Source organism: Neobacillus ginsengisoli (assembly GCF_030813055.1).
On the sequence record NZ_JAUSTW010000004.1, the window covers coordinates 1 to 16444 of the forward strand.

Annotated in this window: 15 protein-coding genes and 3 pseudogenes; 3 read left to right on the forward strand and 15 right to left on the reverse strand. The window is 36.0% G+C overall.

Annotation, left to right across the window (positions count from 1 at the left end; all coding sequences use genetic code 11):
• A partial coding sequence (locus J2S10_RS12475) for an N-acetylmuramoyl-L-alanine amidase (RefSeq protein WP_307408153.1) occupies window positions 1-1199 on the forward strand: 1199 nt, incomplete at its 5' end.
• Window positions 1200-1410: 211 nt separating this feature from the next.
• On the opposite strand, the gene J2S10_RS12480 is transcribed toward J2S10_RS12475, so the two are convergent.
• From J2S10_RS12480 to J2S10_RS12495, 4 genes and pseudogenes are all read right to left on the reverse strand, one after another.
• Window positions 1411-1881 carry a DinB family protein gene (locus J2S10_RS12480; protein WP_307408155.1) on the reverse strand — a complete coding sequence of 157 codons (471 nt, stop codon included), beginning with the start codon at window positions 1879-1881 and terminating at the stop codon, window positions 1411-1413.
• A gap of 1131 nt (window positions 1882-3012) precedes the next feature.
• Window positions 3013-3777, reverse strand: coding sequence for a type 1 glutamine amidotransferase (locus J2S10_RS12485; protein WP_307408157.1), 765 nt, complete (start codon window positions 3775-3777; stop codon window positions 3013-3015).
• Between the two features lie 64 nt (window positions 3778-3841).
• A pseudogene (locus J2S10_RS12490) lies at window positions 3842-5110 on the reverse strand (MurT ligase domain-containing protein); the annotation flags it as partial.
• Between the two features lie 495 nt (window positions 5111-5605).
• The gene (locus tag J2S10_RS12495; RefSeq protein WP_307408159.1) at window positions 5606-6226 is read right to left on the reverse strand and encodes a lysozyme family protein; all 621 of its coding nucleotides are present in this window, start codon (window positions 6224-6226) and stop codon (window positions 5606-5608) included.
• Window positions 6227-6351: 125 nt separating this feature from the next.
• Between J2S10_RS12495 and J2S10_RS12500 the strand changes: the two genes are divergently transcribed.
• Window positions 6352-6525, forward strand: a complete 174-nt coding sequence (locus J2S10_RS12500) for a hypothetical protein (protein ID WP_307408161.1) — start codon at window positions 6352-6354, stop codon at window positions 6523-6525.
• A gap of 75 nt (window positions 6526-6600) precedes the next feature.
• Complete coding sequence (locus tag J2S10_RS12505; RefSeq protein WP_307408163.1) at window positions 6601-6888, forward strand: IS110 family transposase; 288 nt, start codon at window positions 6601-6603, stop codon at window positions 6886-6888.
• A gap of 362 nt (window positions 6889-7250) precedes the next feature.
• Here the strand turns inward: J2S10_RS12505 and J2S10_RS12510 are convergent, their stop codons facing one another.
• From J2S10_RS12510 to brnQ, 11 genes and pseudogenes are all read right to left on the reverse strand, one after another.
• Window positions 7251-8654, reverse strand: coding sequence for an MFS transporter (locus tag J2S10_RS12510; protein WP_307408165.1), 1404 nt, complete (start codon window positions 8652-8654; stop codon window positions 7251-7253).
• A 451-nt stretch (window positions 8655-9105) separates the two neighbouring features.
• Window positions 9106-10047, reverse strand: a complete 942-nt coding sequence (locus J2S10_RS12515) for an SRPBCC family protein (RefSeq protein WP_307408167.1) — start codon at window positions 10045-10047, stop codon at window positions 9106-9108.
• A 2-nt stretch (window positions 10048-10049) separates the two neighbouring features.
• Window positions 10050-10565: a MerR family transcriptional regulator gene (locus J2S10_RS12520; protein WP_307408169.1), complete on the reverse strand. Its 516-nt coding sequence runs from the start codon at window positions 10563-10565 to the stop codon at window positions 10050-10052.
• A 240-nt stretch (window positions 10566-10805) separates the two neighbouring features.
• Window positions 10806-10874 carry a hypothetical protein gene (locus J2S10_RS27435; RefSeq protein WP_370876213.1) on the reverse strand — a complete coding sequence of 23 codons (69 nt, stop codon included), beginning with the start codon at window positions 10872-10874 and terminating at the stop codon, window positions 10806-10808.
• Complete coding sequence (locus J2S10_RS12525; protein ID WP_307408171.1) at window positions 10871-10978, reverse strand: hypothetical protein; 108 nt, start codon at window positions 10976-10978, stop codon at window positions 10871-10873. Before J2S10_RS12525 ends, J2S10_RS27435 begins: the two co-directional genes overlap by 4 nt.
• A gap of 19 nt (window positions 10979-10997) precedes the next feature.
• Window positions 10998-11246 (reverse strand): annotated as a pseudogene (locus J2S10_RS12530) (lyase family protein); the annotation flags it as partial.
• A pseudogene (locus tag J2S10_RS12535) lies at window positions 11247-11480 on the reverse strand (cation:dicarboxylate symporter family transporter); the annotation flags it as partial.
• Between the two features lie 58 nt (window positions 11481-11538).
• Complete coding sequence (locus J2S10_RS12540) at window positions 11539-12414, reverse strand: LysR family transcriptional regulator (RefSeq protein WP_307408173.1); 876 nt, start codon at window positions 12412-12414, stop codon at window positions 11539-11541.
• 118 nt (window positions 12415-12532) lie between these two features.
• Window positions 12533-13243, reverse strand: coding sequence for a cysteate racemase (cuyB, locus tag J2S10_RS12545; protein ID WP_307408175.1), 711 nt, complete (start codon window positions 13241-13243; stop codon window positions 12533-12535).
• A gap of 643 nt (window positions 13244-13886) precedes the next feature.
• Window positions 13887-14501, reverse strand: a complete 615-nt coding sequence (locus tag J2S10_RS12550; protein WP_307408177.1) for a hypothetical protein — start codon at window positions 14499-14501, stop codon at window positions 13887-13889.
• Between the two features lie 392 nt (window positions 14502-14893).
• The gene (brnQ, locus tag J2S10_RS12555) at window positions 14894-16282 is read right to left on the reverse strand and encodes a branched-chain amino acid transport system II carrier protein (protein WP_442417889.1); all 1389 of its coding nucleotides are present in this window, start codon (window positions 16280-16282) and stop codon (window positions 14894-14896) included.
• Between the last annotated feature and the right edge of the window lie 162 nt (window positions 16283-16444).

Genomic DNA, 16444 nt, shown 5'->3' on the forward strand with positions numbered 1-16444 from the left:
TGAATGGGACCAAAAACGTGTCGGGTTGGTTTTTGGATGCGAGCGGAGTAGCAAATATTGATGTATTGGTGGACGGGGCTGTGGCAGGTCAGGCGTCCTATGGAGATGCCAGAACGGATGTCCAAAAAGCTTTTCCTGAATTCAACAACGGGAACGCAGGCTTTCATTTTGCTCTCGACACAACCAAATTTAGTGATGGACAACATATTGTTGCGATCAGGGAAACTGGAACGAACGGCCATGTTACTACATTGCCTGGAAGTACTGTTATGATTGCAAATGTCAAAGGGTTTGTGGACAATCCGGTTTCTGGCACAACCCTGAATGGGACCAAAAATGTGTCGGGCTGGTTTTTGGATGCGAGCGGAGTAGCAAATATTGATGTATTGGTGGATGGTACTGTTGCAGGTCAGGCGTCCTATGGAGATGCGAGACCGGATGTCCAAAAAGCTTTTCCTGTCTTCAATAACGGGAATGCAGGCTTTCATTTTACTCTCGACACAACCAAATTTAATGTTGGACAACATACTGTTACGATCAGGGAAACTGGAACAAACGGCCATGTCACAACATTGCCTGGATGTACTGTAACGTTCAAGCAACAAGGAACAGTATTTTTAGACCCGGGACATGGTGGGTCTGACCCAGGTGCAATGGCTGGTGGTTATAAAGAAAAAGACTTGAATTTGGCTGTTGCGAAAAAAGTTCAATCATTATTAGTAAACCGTGGCTATACAGTCTATATGTCTCGTACTGATGATACCTTCGTACCATTGCTGGATCGTTCTCAAATGGCGAATGATTTACATGCAGATATTTTCGTTAGTATTCATACTAACGCTTTAGGAACAGGAGAAACTTCTGCTAATGGCATTGAGTCTTACTTCTATCAAAATGATCCAGCGGACCCTCCAAAAATCAATGCTGGTATGGCTACTAACCCGGATAGAATTGCAAAGAGTGTGAAACTTGCAAACATAATTCAGGAAAAAATGGTTGCCTATTCAGGTGCGAATGATCGTGGAACTGTTGGGGAAGATTTTTCAGTCTTACGAGAATCAGCTATGCCTGCAACTTTAACAGAGATTGGTTTTATTAACAATTCAAGCGAACGTCAAAAATTAATTACAGATTCTTATCAAAATACATTAGCAAAAGCAATTGCTGATGGAATTGATACATACTTTGCAATTTATTAATTCATTTTTCAATCCGTTTGATAAAAATGAACAAAATTAAATAAGTGAATACGTATCAAATTTTAGGACTAGAAATCAAAAGTAGATTTCTAGTCCTTTTTCAGTATTTTAGAGAAAATGAAAGTAACATAATATAGATTTTGTTACATAAAAAATCCACCTGTGAAATAAATACACAGGCAGACGCTAGAAATATAACACTTTGTTAAATTCAGTTTTTAACACTTACATGTTCAATCATACGCTTCATTGCCTGAATTTGCCCCATATGAGCTGCTTCATGATTTAATGTTAAACCTGCAAGCTCTCCAACAGTCTTACACCCTAGGAATGGTGTATCCAAATTTTGATCTAGCTGTTCAGTAGGAATTTGTTTTAAACGAGTTAATTGATCTTTCAACTGTACAATAAGCTGATCCATAGCAGGTATATTCTCTGTCCAATCAGCTGGTTTTGTACCATTTCCGAATAATTCCAAATAATTCGTAGGAAGGTGAGTTGTTACATTAGGGAAACCAAACATAGTTTGTTCAGTAATTGTCAAAACGTGACCTGTATGCCAATGAATTGTGTTATTAAAACCATCTGGCTGCACATCACTTTGTTCCTTAGAAACGGACTCTACAGTCTTGATGAAGTATTCTCTTGTCATTTCAAATTGCTTGAATACAAGTTGATTCATCTTTTTCTCCCCTCTCGTTAACAAAATCATTCATATTATACTACTAAAAATTGGTAAAATATATAGTTAAAACGATTTTTTATGTAAACTCGTTATTGGGAGAGCTTGAAGTCTGTCAAAAATGAGTCCTTATGTATTCTTAAGTAATCGTACCGACAGCTCTCTTGAAAAATTGAGTCAGTTTAAAAATTACAACTTTTAGACTGACCTTTTTTTGAAATTGCGCGGATTCTTTCCTTTCCCCTTCACTTTCGAGTATAAGTTATGACACCTTTTTAAAGGAAACGGGTAATGTTCTACGATTCTGTTAGTTATTACGCTTCCAATGGTGTCAAAGGTTGTAGTTTGTCAGGACAATATGCCTCATTTCGTCGAGCTATTCCCACAAAAATCAAATCTAAAGATAAATAAATTACATAAAACGGTAATTTTGTAACTTGTTAGGCAATAAATGAAATCGTTACTATAGGTTTGTAACAGAAGACAATAGATACAGTTATTAGGAGGGACTGTTGGGAGATCCAATGTTACGAATCTTTATCTAGGAGGGATTTTCTTGAAGAAAATAGTTAGCGCATTACTGATTTTTGTTTTGATGATTCCTATTACTGCTTTTGCTGCTACGACACCAACCTCAGTTTCAAAACAAACGCCTTCAACACATAGTATGGTCCAATTAAAAGACTTGCCCGTTATGATTAATGGTGTTAAATATACACAAGACGATCTGCATGTTAAGAAGGTAACCCGGTTTGTTTTCGATGACGCAGCAAAGGCAGAGGGAGTAGTCTATGGGTTTACAAGTCAAGACCGCTTAAATGCTTATTTGCAGAGTGCTGTTACTGCGCGTAAAACGGACACTATAAGTAATACGATTACACCCCAAGCCGTTTACTATAATTCGTATTTTTATGAAGATGCTAACTATGGAGGAAATTACTTCGGATCTTCCAGTAATATTAGCTGGGTGGGCTCATATTGGAACGACAGAATCTCTTCGTTGACAGCGGGTTACAATCATAACTGGACAGTTATGTGTTGGGATATTAACTACGGAGGGGCAGAATTCTGGGTGCAATCTGGCATCATGTCGAGCAGTTTCCCTTTAAGGTTAGCTCCTTTACCAAATAATCATGAAATTTTGTCTTCACGCTTCATTTTTATATTTTTTCCGTTTAGTGTGCAGAAATCTCTCCCAAACGGTCTGGTTTCTTTGTTCTCCATTTCATCATCGAGAGGTTCAAGTTTTCTCCCAGTCTTTCGTTCAAACGCCTTTTCAATTAAGTAATCGGCAATTTTGGGATTTTTAGGTAGAATGGGACCATGAAGATATGTCCCAATTAGGTGATGGTAATGAAGACCCTCTTCTCCGCTTTCTTCATTATTTCCATATCCATTAATGACTTTTCCAATTGTCTCAAAATGATGGTAAGTTTTTCCCCCATGATTCTCAAATCCAACCACTTTCCCAAATTGTTTGGACTCTACTAAAAGGTTGGTCATGAGTCTATCTTCACCTGCCTTTGTGTAAAAAGGCAGAATACCCATTCCTTTTAATTTTTCTCCATTTTTCATTTCATAATAATCCCCTAAAAATTGATACCCTCCACAGATGGTAAGGGCAGAGACCCCATCCTCTATCCACGCCCTGATTTCCTTAACAAGGGGGGCAAGTCTTGATGTGACTATGGATTGTTCCCGATCGCTGCCGCCGCCAATCATAAATAAGTCACTGCCAGTCTTTCTCGCATCATCAGGGTTCTTGATTTCTTCGATATGAAGAGAGATTCCCCTCCATTCGCACCGCTTCTTTAAGCAAATAATATTTCCTCTGTCCCCGTAAAGGTTTAAAGTGTCTGGGCAAAAATGGTATAGTAAATGTTCCAAAATACCCATCTCCTTTTTTTAGCATTTCTTCTTCCCCCGTAAGAGTGGTAACTAAAGGTGAAAGACATGTATACGTAGCCATGATATAAGCAGGAAATCCCATCCGTTTGGCATAAAGAACTGCTTGTTTCAAGTTTGTCAAAATGATAATTTTTTTTTCATCAATACCGGCATATTTCAATCTAAGCGCAACATCATATGCTCTTTTACCGCTTGCAATAAACACCTCTACCTCTTCTTGGTTCGCCAATTCCATGTCGATATCCCAGATCCACGAAATGTCTTCCCCATCAGCAAGAAGGTCGTTTAAGCAAAAAATCAGTTGTTTCTTTTCTTTTGATTGAAAAAATTCTGCAAGCGTAACGTTCCCTCCAGCAGGATTCTTCACAAGATTGAGTTTCCATGTTTCATTACCGATGGAAAATTCCTGCATTCTTCCATCTGCTTTTTGATAGGACATTAACCCTTTCCGGATTGCTTTTGATTCCATTCCCAAAGCTTTACACACACTGATGGCGAATATGGCGTTATATGCATTATACTTTCCCATTAGGGTAGTGGGATATTTCTCCCCATCTAAAATGAGGTGAATCCCTTTTTTGCCTTGAAAAACCTTTTCTGCAGAAATGGTAGGCTGAGGGCGTTGAAACCCGCAGCTGCAATAATAATGTCCCAACTGGCCAAAATGTATATAGCTGTATGAGAGCTCTCTCTGGCAATTTGGGCAATATTTCGATTCTCCCATATTATATGAATGAAATCTGCAAGCATTGGCACTTAATCCGACATATATCATCTCTTTTCGAAGGTCAGAAAACCGATGAACAAACGGGTCATCCGCGTTCAAAATGAGCTTAACATTAATGGATTTCAGACAATCTTTCATTTTTTGAATTAAAATGTCAATTTCTCCGTACCTGTCCAACTGATCTCGAAAAAAATTGGTCAAAATCAGATAATCAGGCGGGCACTCCAACACAGCTTTAGGAAGGCTTGCTTCATCTACTTCCAAAACTGCCACATCATTCATCATCCATCCAATAATAGGAGCATTGCGAACCATAGTTGCAGAAATCCCAGTAACCATATTAGAGCCCTCGCGGTTGGCTATAACCGTTTTTCCAGAAGATTCTAGTAGATGAGTAATCAAATTCGCGGTAGTCGTTTTTCCATTGGTTCCCGTAATATAGATGATTGATCTGGCATTTTTTCTTAAATGGCGCAAAAACTTACCATCCAATTTCCTTGCCACAACCCCAGGGATGGTACTCCCTCCATAACCCATAATTTGACTCAATGTTCCTGCTGTCTTCCCTGCCCAAATGGCTAATTGTGTTTTCATGTCTATTCCTCCACAGGTTGTCACAATTTAATTTTAAACGAAACTAGCCATTCTACAAGAGTATTTCGATTATATTTATATTTCTAAATTTTAAGTAAATAAAAACAAAAAGTTTCAAAACGAATACTTTTCCTTTTCTCTTTAATTTTTTCTATTATTTTATATTTCCTAACAAATTCTATAACCATTGGAAGCAATGTTATAAATTTGGTTATTAATGGATTTTGTTGTTTATCAAAAATGAAAGTGGGAATTTCTGCCAGCTTTAATAGCAGACATTGACTCTTTCTTGTCATCATACATTTTAAGTTTTAAAGGTTAATAGTTTTTTGAATTTTTGCTCATATTTTCGTAATACTTTTTTTAATTATCTAGGGATACTTTAAATTGTTTCATGCCCTCATATAACACAAAAATTGAATAGACAGTATCTTGAATTAATAAAAAAATACATAAATAAAGCCGAATAAAATAATTTCCGGCTCTTTTTACATTTTATTTATTACTAGCAGTCAATGAATTTATATTTTTAGCCACCTTTTCACTATAAGAGTAATCACCATAACAATATGGATACCGCGATTTAAAAAGACTTTTTTTACAAGTATATATCTTAGGGTGCTTTTGAACTTGTAATAGGGAAAAATCTTTGGCTAATTCCTCTCTATGTTTTCCTCCATGTTCTGCTACATAATTAATGTAACCAATTCCCATATTATAAGCTTGAATAATGGTCGCGAAATCCACCTGTTTTTCCTGACCGTAAGTAAGGACTTTTCGAAAATGTTTTACTCCTATTTGGATACTTTCATTTGGATCTTTTATCGAATTCGGAGGTAATCCTATCGATTCAGATGATTGCATGGGGTCTCCACCTTTACCATGACTTTCTTGCTGCATTAAAGCAATGAGAACTGGGGTGTATTTTTCAAGATGGTACTTTGCTAATTCATTATGAATAAGCGAAGTATATTTTTTAACTTTTACAAATGGATCCCGTTGAAAATAAGGAATATCATTGTCCCAATAACAGTAAGTGAATAATACAACTAATGCAGAGAAAGACACAAGCAAGACGAAGCTGGATTGATTCTTATTCAGCCTTCGTATAATCATTTTTATTTCTCTCCTATTTTCTTTCCTCTATTAATTATAAGGGATGATTTCTCGATAGTATCTAGAAAAAACCTTCTTATTATGTCAAAATTAGGCGTCCTGTATATTCACTGAAAAACTAACATATGAAAGCACTCCCAGGTCGTAAAACAGATGTCAAAGATGCAGAGTGGATTCGAGAAAAAGATGAACTTGAGATCGCTCTTAAAGGGTATGTAAACCCCCATCAACGATTAATGTTAAAAACTATTTTAACGCACATTGATTTCCTAAGTGAACAAATCGAGATGTTAGATTAAGAGGTAGCCCAAAGAGTAAGTTCCTATCAAGAAGATATAGAACGGCTCGATTCAATTTCTGGCATTGCCACACGGATGGCTGAGCAAATCCTAGCTGAATTCGGAACAAATATTAAAAAACAGTTTCCTAGTTCTTCACATTTATGTTCTTGGGCAGCATTAGTACCAGGACATAATGAAAGCGCAGGTAAAAGGAAATCATCCAAAACAAAAAAAGGGAACAAGTATTTAAAATCCGCATTAACAGAAGCAGCTCATTCAGTTGGAGCATCTAAAAACTACCTTGGTGAACTGTATAGGCGCGTACAGCCTCACGAAAAGGAAGAAAACGAGTTGGAATTGTGGTCGCTCACGCCATGTTGAGAATTGCATATTCGTAAGGACTCGTTTCCGTTTTGTTTTTCGACCTTAATCCTTTTACATCTGCTAAATGCAAGGATGCCAATACACGTTTTGCATTATGCCACCTTAACCTTATATCACTTTTAGAGGGACAAATTATCGCTTCAAGTACATCGTTTTGTCTTAAACTCTCCATTACCAACACCTAACTATAAATTTAACATTTTCTTAAACTGCCCTTTAACTGTTTAAAGACCAAGAAAAATGGACTGCTGAAACAGTCCATCGTTGTTCAATTCTTGCGCCCGTTTGTTGAACAAAAATAAAATACTATTCTTAAATCGTACACACTATCGCAGATAAAAGATGTATTAGTATTTGAATCAAACCGTTTCATTGGCATGCTGGCCTGCCTTTTTACCGAAAGTTAAGAAGTAAAGCAGTATGCTGGATAAAACGACTAAGCTTAAAATCAGAATAAGATTTCCATACACATATGCACTCCCGTTTGATAGCAATGGATGCAGTTTGAATGCAAACAGCTTTTTCTGAATCGATTTTGCAACTAAAGCTGTCACTACCGCGCCAGATAATGTCGACATCATATTAAAAAAGCCCATACCAACACCTATTTGTTTTTCAGGCAGCACTTGTGTGATACTTTCTGCCAGTGCTGTCTGCATGAATGAAAATCCGATATACATCAATACCAGAGCAGCCCCGATAAACCACACCCAGAGTCCAATATATGAAGATTGGAGCAGTAGACTAATCGCAATTAAACCGAGCCCCAGATACATAACAAAATGACTTCCTCGTTTGACCGTCATATTACCAGCGACTCTTCCGAATATTACCGCACTAAAAGCTCCAGGAAACATAATAAGTCCTATCGTTTCAGTGTTTAATCCGTATATATTATGGAACATAAGAGGAATCACAAACATGACAGACATCACTGTTCCAAAGATAAGAAAACCAATAATAATACCGTTTCGGTATAGCGAATTTGCGAAAAGATTAGGTTCTACAAAAGGTTCCTTCACACGTCGAATGTGGAAAATAAATAAGACTAGTGCGATTAAGGTTACCAGTAAATATAGCCATTGCGATTCTGTCGAATACAAAACCAGCATTGTCACAAATATACCTAACAGAACTGCTCCCATGATATCAAGTGAACCTTTCTTGCGTTGTTCTTTTGGCAAATATTTTTGAAAAAATGGGATAGCAGCAAGGATAGGGAGTGGAATGAGAAACAAAAAGGACCAGTGCAACGATCCTGCGATATAACCACCTAGTACCGGTCCGATGCCAATCGCAAAAGATACTATCGATGTGATCATTCCAAACATTTTCCCTCTTTCTTCTGCTGTAAAAAATCTTGCCACCATAACAAAAACCAAAGCAGGAATTGCCGCACAGCCAGCCCCTTGAAGTGCTCTTGCTATAATAACTGTCGAATACCAAACATGTGAAACAAACCCCAAAATGGATCCAATGCTGTAAAGGATGATCCCCACTATTATTAATTTTTTGACACTGTAAATATCAGAAAGTTTTCCGAAAATCACCATTCCCAAACCTATGGTAATAAAAAAAGTGGTAACCACCCAACTAACTCCAGAAGCATCCAGATTAAATTGATTAGCGATATTTGGAGTGGACACATTAAAAACAGATTCGTTCAGTACGGCAAAAAAAAGCACGAAATAAATCCATGGCACACTCTTCTTAATTTCAGAATGAATTGGAGCTGAACTAGTTTGACTCTTGAAGTTTTTCATTACTTATGATCCCTTCCTTCCCTACTCCCTAGATAGATATTAATATGACCATGGCTGCAGAAAAATACTTTATTCCAGTAATGTGAATCCGTAGATTAAACCTCTGGTTCAAATTGATCAAAATATTTTATCTAATTATCGGTCTTCTTTAACTACGCATATATGTTCTTAGAACCCAAGGGAGTTCATGTACTTTAGGAATGTCATTACACATAATACAAACGTACATTCGCATTCAATGTATCATAAAAAGTTATCTTCCGCAATTGTAGCCCTATTAGGGGTAGCGTCAGGAAAATGCGGAATTACAACGTTAAGGAATTTTCAATATTAAAAAGCCCTAATTTCTCAATTTAATGCTGAGAAATTAGGCTTTTTTGTTACTACATAAACGCGCCCTTTACTGAATAAGTAAAATTTCTATGTTAGCGCCTATTTTAATAAAATTAAATTAGTGTTGCCGGCGGCTAACCATTTTAGTCAGTTCCGCCTCAAGTCGATCAAAGTTCTGTTCATTGGCTTCGTAACAAAAACTTCTCATTTTTTCGCATTCATTAACTGATTTGAAGAGCATTTGCCATATAAGTTCGGTTTTGCCTTCTTTCTCACCAAATGTAATGGTTAATAAAAATTCATGTATTGTCTCCAGATGGTGGATAACAATCTTTTCAGGTTCCATTATTTCTGAAAAGATGGATTTATTCTCATAATCTACACCATTGGGTCCATGCATAATGAAACGCCAAATACCGTTCGGTCGCATATCGAACTCATGAAACGTATTAGTAAAGCCCTCAGGTCCCCACCATTTTACCAAATGATTCGGGTCACTGAATGCTTTGAAAATGATTTCACGTGGCAAATTGAAGATACGTGTGTTGACAATCTCACGATCAGAGATTGGCTCAGAAGAGTTAATAATCTTCGATACCCCAGAGGATACTATTAACTCTTGGATATTTTTCAACTGTTCACCAAGCTGATCCAGCAAAATATTTGTCCCGTGCTCACGATCTGCTGCTGTATCATGGCCGTCTAGGAATGCGCCTTGCTCGGTAAAAATCAGGTGCGTTCCTTCATCAATTTGTTTAAACTCGACCGTTGCTACAGAAACGGAAATCCGCGTTTCATCGAGATCCATGGTGTAGGAATAGACAATGCGATGGTCAGGAATGATCTCCTGATAGTGAGCCTTAAATGTGTAAACAGGACCTCCTGGAGGGCCACCATGATTTTTCTCTTGTCCGCCCACTCGAAAATCAAACTCTTCCGCCTCAGTGAACCATTTTGCTTTAAGCTCTGGGTCCGCCCATGCAGCGAATACCACTTCAGGTGTGTAATTATACACCTTTTCAATGACAAAGGTATCATGTGTTACAAAGTGTTTTTTCATTCTCACTTCCTCCTTTTTTGATGAGACGGATTATTAGAAAGGAATTCGCCAAGTCGGTCAAATTGGCGCTCCATATTCTTTTGGCGCCCGTAAAAATAATTTTCATGACTTTTTTTCATCATTCCAATTGAATTTGTAAAATCTTCAACCGTCAATGTCTCTTTCGTTTGCAAAATTTCAGATACATTTTGCAAATCTTTTAACAGCTTCTGTTGAACTCTAATATTTTCTCTTAAACGTTCTATTTGAAGAGTCACCACTTCAATAGGGTTATACGTATCGTCAGCCAGGATCGATTTAATTTCCTCGAGCGTTAACCCTAAATCTTTTAAACTAAGAATTTGCTGCAACCGCGAAAGATCTGTTACGTTATATAGGCGATATCCTGCTTCAGAATAGTCTGATGGTGAGAACAGTTCAATTTGGTCATAATAGCGCAAGGTCCGAATCGTTAAACCTGTTAACTTTGCAAGTTCTCCTGTCTTCCATTTCTTCTTACCTGAAACTAAAATAACCATCCCCTTATTTCGCGCAAATTTTTACCGGTATCTTCACTATAAACCGTTACGTCACGTAAGAGTCAAGGGAAAATAAATTTTTTTGAATCCTGAGAAAATCTATATCCACCCCGTTCGCTTAAGTGTAACTTTTCACAAACAATCTTTAACCAGTATGTTTACAGTTCATGATTCCTCAACAATCTGGCACTTTAATGGACGGCACCCCATTCTTTGCATTTAAGTAAAAAATTATATCTACTATATTACATAATTACATAGCTTACCGATATTCTCTACTTTCACAGATACGACGGCCCCTGACTTCATTGGACAACTACCCGAAGGCGTACCAGTAGCCAAAACATCCACCCGGGCTCCAAAGTCATAACTTTTGAAATCCAACTGATAAGGAAAGGAATTGAGAGTGTCATCTGATTAGTATTACCTTCCTGAACAACTTTGCGTGCAAACCTTTAAGGCAGCTGAAACTTCAGTATATGCATCTGTGTTTTGCGTTGCATCAACAAGATGATTAGCCCCCCTTAGCGGTAACAAACTGATTTCAGCTAAGTGCTTCACAACCTTTTTAATATAACACGGGTCGGCATTTAATCCTGTTCCAACCGCTGTTGCCCCCATGTTTACTTCAAATAAATGCTCACGAGTTCCCTTAATCCGTTTTATATCCCGCTTAATTACTTATGATACAGTTTGTTGTTTAATAGATTCTGAATAATTTTTCGCTTTTTCCTTATCAAATAAGCCTACTGATTTTGACATAACGATGGAAGCTAATGCATTGCCAACAACATTCACAGCAGTACGAAGCATATCTAAAACGCGGTCAATACCAGCAATAAATGCCATACCTTCAAGTGGGAGTCCCATTGAACTTAAGGTTGTTAACACAACGACTAGTGAAGCACCAGAAACTTCGATAAATTTGTCTTTAAAATAAAAAAACAATAATCCGATTGACACATCATTCGGTTTATTGTTTTTCAAACATTTTATTTTTTAAAAAATCCATAAAAACAGATTTAGGTTTACCTTTTAAATAAATAAAGTCAATACTAATATTCGTTTTCACTGGAGGAGTCATTTCTACTCGAAATAACTCTTCATTTTCTAGTTCTTTTCTTACACAATGCTCAGGTAAAAAGCTAATGCCTAGACCTTGCAATACCAAATTTTTAGCCGTTTCCATATGATCAACTTCTACATATATATTCGGATTTACACCATTACTTAGAAAGAGACGATGAATGATAAGCCAATCGATAGATCCATAATCAAAAAAGATTAGAGGCTGTTTACTTACATCCTCTACTGTTACTCTTTCTTCTTTTAAAAAAGAATGATTTGAAGGGACGAAAAGGCTAATAGGATCATTGTAAAGACGAATTGATTCTACTTGAGGGTGAGTTTCTGTTCGTATTATACCAAAGTCGACTTCTTTGTTAATGACCTTGTGTAAAATGTCTTTAGAATGCCCCGTTAAAATTTTTATTCTAACGTCCTTAAACTTAGATTTAAAAGCCGGCAAAATATCAGGGAGAACGTTGTTGGAAATTGACAAAACACTCCCAAGGACTAGCTCATAAGGTACAGTTACTTGTTGTAATCCGTACTTTGCTTCCTGATAGGATTGAAGAATTTTTTGTGCATGTGGAAAGAAATATTCTCCCTTTTCAGTTAAGGAAATTTTGTTTCCATTTCGATGAAAAAGCTTTAAATTAACTTCACGTTCAAGGGATTGAATACGTGCCGTTACAGAAGGTTGAGTTAAATAAAGAGCCTCTGCTGCTTTATTGAAACTACCTAGTTGACAAACATAGATGAAGGCTTCAATATTTTCAATATTCATTTCGAACTGCTCCTTATTTTGGGTCACCTTTGCGTTTATCTACTATAACACATCAATAAATTTAACTTTATAAAAGTGAAAAAAGATATCGCTATCTCATTACATCTACTTTCATTTTTTAATTTACACCAATTGTATTTGCTGATACAGTATCAGAAGCTGTTTTAATTACGGTTTTAGCTAAAATTTCTGTTGGGTCAATGACACAAATATCTTGGGATGATTTAAGTACAAGAGGAATCTCTGTACAACCTGCTATTATAGCTTCCGCCCCTCTATTTATTAATTTATTAGCTACTTTTGAAAGATATAAACGCCCTTTCTCTAAATCACTCCCTTTAATAGCATATATTCCTTCCATCACTTCTTTTTGCATTTGTATATCAGGTTCTATGACATTAATATCATTGGCTTGACAACTATGTTGATACAGTCCTGTATTTATTGTTCCATCAGTAGCTAACAAACCTACTCTTCTAAGATTATTTTCATGTAAATAGCGAGCTGTTTCTAAAGGCATATGTAGAATTGGGATACTAACGGAATTTTTTATTGATTTAAAGTAAAAGTGAGCAGTATTGCATGCAATTGCCAGAAAATCCGCACCAGCATTTTCTAGTCTTTGTGCTGATTGTATAATAAATGGGGCAGGATCTGTACCTTTTCCCAAAATAGCTGTTGTTCGATCAGGTATTTGTGAATAATTGTCCACGATAATATGGATATGATCCTGGTCCTTCTTTGCAGGTGTATAAAAAATAATTTTATTCATTAGATCAACAGTTGCTAATGGGCCCATTCCACCAATAATCCCAACTACTTTTTGCATTTTCTTCACCACTTTATAATTAAATTTTTACAAATAGTTTTTTGAGTACTTTACTATATTGTAATTCTTATACCAGGTGGAGAATTATAGAAATAATCTATACACTAATAGAAACTATATATTGATAACCTTGTTTCATCGTTTCGTATTGTTAAAAACCTTCCTAGGCTGAAGTAAATTAGGGCTGGTGCAACAATAAGGGTTCCCCATTTTGCCGTAATCTCTCGTTTGTTCTGTTAGATTACAATAAGTGCTTATAGGTAATTTTTTTAGTTTAAGTCTCTGTTTTCAAACTGTTATCTTTCATTAACTAAACTGTAAACAAGCTATGATATGTTAGATACACCAAGGTATTCTCTAGCAAAAAGCCGACAATCCTTTATTAAGAGGAAAGTCGGCCCATTAAAAATATCGATGAATTAATTATATTAGCAAACAAAGCCTGTCAATAATTTTTTGTGTACTATATTTTAACCCATTGCAAGAAGGAAATCTGAAGTTCATCCAATGTAACAAAACCTCTATTATGTTACATTCGTTTTCTTTACCTGGTGGTACCCCATGTAGACTAAAAAGGATGAAATATAGGACGTGCTTTTATAAATATTTATTTATAGTTTACATAAAATACGGTTATCGGAAGTTACATGACTACATCCGTTCTTCTTGTCTTTTTAAATCTTACAACCACTAAATAAATAACAATACTTACTATCATCAAACAAAAGGTAACATTTTGCGAAATACCAACAATATCCCTCCAACTGCTTGCCCCATTTACAAATAACTGCAAGATTAACCCTACAAGTAAACTTAGTAATACATACGGTGTTTTTTTTATTAAAAATCCCACACTTCCACCAAGGGCACCACCGATAGTTGATGCCCCGTACCAGGTCGTATAAATGATTGCCTGTTCTTTAAACGATATCGTTACTGGTGGTACATCTTCATAAAAATGTCCAATCACGAAATAGAATGTAATGGCAGTGATTGTATAAATGGCACCAAGTAATACAGCGTTCTTAATATCCTTTGCAAATATATAGCCAACAAGCATAGCGAGTATAAACCAAACTGGTAAGGAATTAATCATTGCAGCTACATACGAAATGACGAATTCAAGAACTGTTACACCCTCGCCCAAATACGGTAAGTTATCAGAAACAACTGAAAAAATACCAACAATTAAACCAACGATACATGTAAAAATAATAAACCTTCTCCAATGTCCTCTATATTCTGGGTTCTCTTTCAACAAAATACGCTCCCTTTTTTCCTAATTGTACCATTTGGGAGAGGCGATTTGTTGCGTCTTTTTTGGATGTATATGGTATACATGTGAAGTTAACATAACATCTCAGTTCATGTCTCCTAAAAAGACAGAAACGGCAAAGGTTTTCTCCCCTTGCCGTTTTTCTTGTGTATGCACGTTTTAATACAGCCTCGTCATAGCAGCGTTTAACGGGACTGACAGTTCCAGCAGCCTGCATAAAATTTTGTATATCCTTACCGTATAATATCCGCGTTTTGCCGTCGGTACCCCAGGTATGGGTTCTATACTGTTAAAAAGTGACAGCAGATGAATAAAACTGTACTATCCCTTCTTACTTTTCTCTTTTTACTTCTGCAAAAGAAGAAATAATTAAATCAATGATCATTATTTAATCGAATTACACGAGAACTAAGTTTTTTCTTCCGTAATACACTAAAAATGTAACCACATAACCCGCCTGCAATAGCTGGAAGTAGCCAACCTAACCCTATATTATACATTGGGAGGAACCGAGTGAAAAAATTATTAATTACTTCAATTTGTATTCCAGCTGCGTTTAAACCATCAAATAGACTCACAAAAAATGTTAATATCAAACTACCTTGATACACTTCTGACCTACCATTAAATGTAGATTGTAAAAACGTTAAGAAAATTAAGCATATAGCAATTGGATACAAGGTCTGTAATACAGGGATTGAAATCGCAATTAGTGCATTTAATCCTATATTTGCAACAATTGTACTAAAAACAGACAAAATAATAGCAAATTTTTTGTAAGAGATATTCGGAAATAATTTATGGAAAAAAGAAGAACACGCAGTGATAAGTCCTACACTTGTCGTCAAACATGCCACTGTGATCATTAATCCCAATAAAATTTCACCATAAGAACCAAAATAATAGTCTGAAACTTTTGCTAAAACCTCAGCACCATTATCTAAACGACCTAATTTTTCAACACTAGAAGCACCCATATACGAAAGGGCAGTATAAATAAGAGCTAAGAGTGTGGCAGCAATTAACGTTGCTTTTGCACAAATAGTCATAATTTGCTTTTTAGTATTGGCCCCTTTGTCCTTAACTGCATTCACAATGATAATTCCAAAAACAAAAGCAACAAGTGCGTCCAGTGTTAAATAACCTTCTTGAAAACCTTTAAAAAATACATTTGCAGTGTAATCTCTAGATGGTGCTTGAAAGTTTCCAATTGGATGAATAACAGCTATTACTACAAGTGTTCCAATAAATGTTAATTTAATAGGCGTTAGGATTTTCCCAATTATATTGACAATTTTAGTAGGATTAAGTGACAAAAAACATGCAATAGTAAAAAATAAAATTGTAAATATAAATAAAGGGATGGAACCCGCATGATTAGATAGGAAAGGTTTAACACCAATGACAAAAGACACATTACCAGCCCTAGGTATAGCAAAAAAAGGGCCAATTGCTAGATAAAGTACAACCGTAAATACAATACCAAATAACGGATGTGCATGACTAGTAAAAGATAGTAAATCATCTTTACCTGAAAAAACAAATGCTGTGACACCTAGTAATGGTAACCCAACTCCAGTAACTAAAAAACCTGCATTGGCTATCCATACATTCGTACCAGCTGATTGCCCAAGCATAGGTGGAAAAATTAAATTTCCTGCTCCGAAAAACAATGCAAATAGCATAAAACCTAAAATTATTATAAAAGAAAAAGGAATTTTTTGTGACACTACAGCCCCTCCAATTTTGTATAAGGTCTTCATTTTGTATTGGAATAATATTAAAAATTGGGCTTCCCCTGCGTAGTGTATAGCTCCTAATAAAGCTATTTCAAATATACTCTAATTAATCAGTATTTCTCCTATGCTAGTTTCTAACCCAACTCTTGACTATCCTAACGATGATGTTATTAAATCTTTACTCTT

Excerpts from the sequence above, each read along its gene's own strand:
- J2S10_RS12505 (WP_307408163.1), top strand. The coding sequence starts at position 6,601 with ATGGCTGAGCAAATCCTAGCTGAATTCGGAACAAATATTAAAAAACAG.
- J2S10_RS12525 (WP_307408171.1), bottom strand. The coding sequence starts at position 10,978 with ATGACACTCTCAATTCCTTTCCTTATCAGTTGGATTTCAAAAGTTATG.
- J2S10_RS12500 (WP_307408161.1), top strand. The coding sequence starts at position 6,352 with ATGAAAGCACTCCCAGGTCGTAAAACAGATGTCAAAGATGCAGAGTGG.
- J2S10_RS12540 (WP_307408173.1), bottom strand. The coding sequence starts at position 12,414 with ATGAATATTGAAAATATTGAAGCCTTCATCTATGTTTGTCAACTAGGT.
- J2S10_RS12515 (WP_307408167.1), bottom strand. The coding sequence starts at position 10,047 with ATGAAAAAACACTTTGTAACACATGATACCTTTGTCATTGAAAAGGTG.
- cuyB (WP_307408175.1), bottom strand. The coding sequence starts at position 13,243 with ATGCAAAAAGTAGTTGGGATTATTGGTGGAATGGGCCCATTAGCAACT.
- J2S10_RS12520 (WP_307408169.1), bottom strand. The coding sequence starts at position 10,565 with ATGGTTATTTTAGTTTCAGGTAAGAAGAAATGGAAGACAGGAGAACTT.
- J2S10_RS12480 (WP_307408155.1), bottom strand. The coding sequence starts at position 1,881 with ATGAATCAACTTGTATTCAAGCAATTTGAAATGACAAGAGAATACTTC.
- J2S10_RS12510 (WP_307408165.1), bottom strand. The coding sequence starts at position 8,654 with ATGAAAAACTTCAAGAGTCAAACTAGTTCAGCTCCAATTCATTCTGAA.
- J2S10_RS12495 (WP_307408159.1), bottom strand. The coding sequence starts at position 6,226 with ATGATTATACGAAGGCTGAATAAGAATCAATCCAGCTTCGTCTTGCTT.
- J2S10_RS12485 (WP_307408157.1), bottom strand. The coding sequence starts at position 3,777 with ATGGGTATTTTGGAACATTTACTATACCATTTTTGCCCAGACACTTTA.
- brnQ (WP_442417889.1), bottom strand. The coding sequence starts at position 16,282 with ATGAAGACCTTATACAAAATTGGAGGGGCTGTAGTGTCACAAAAAATT.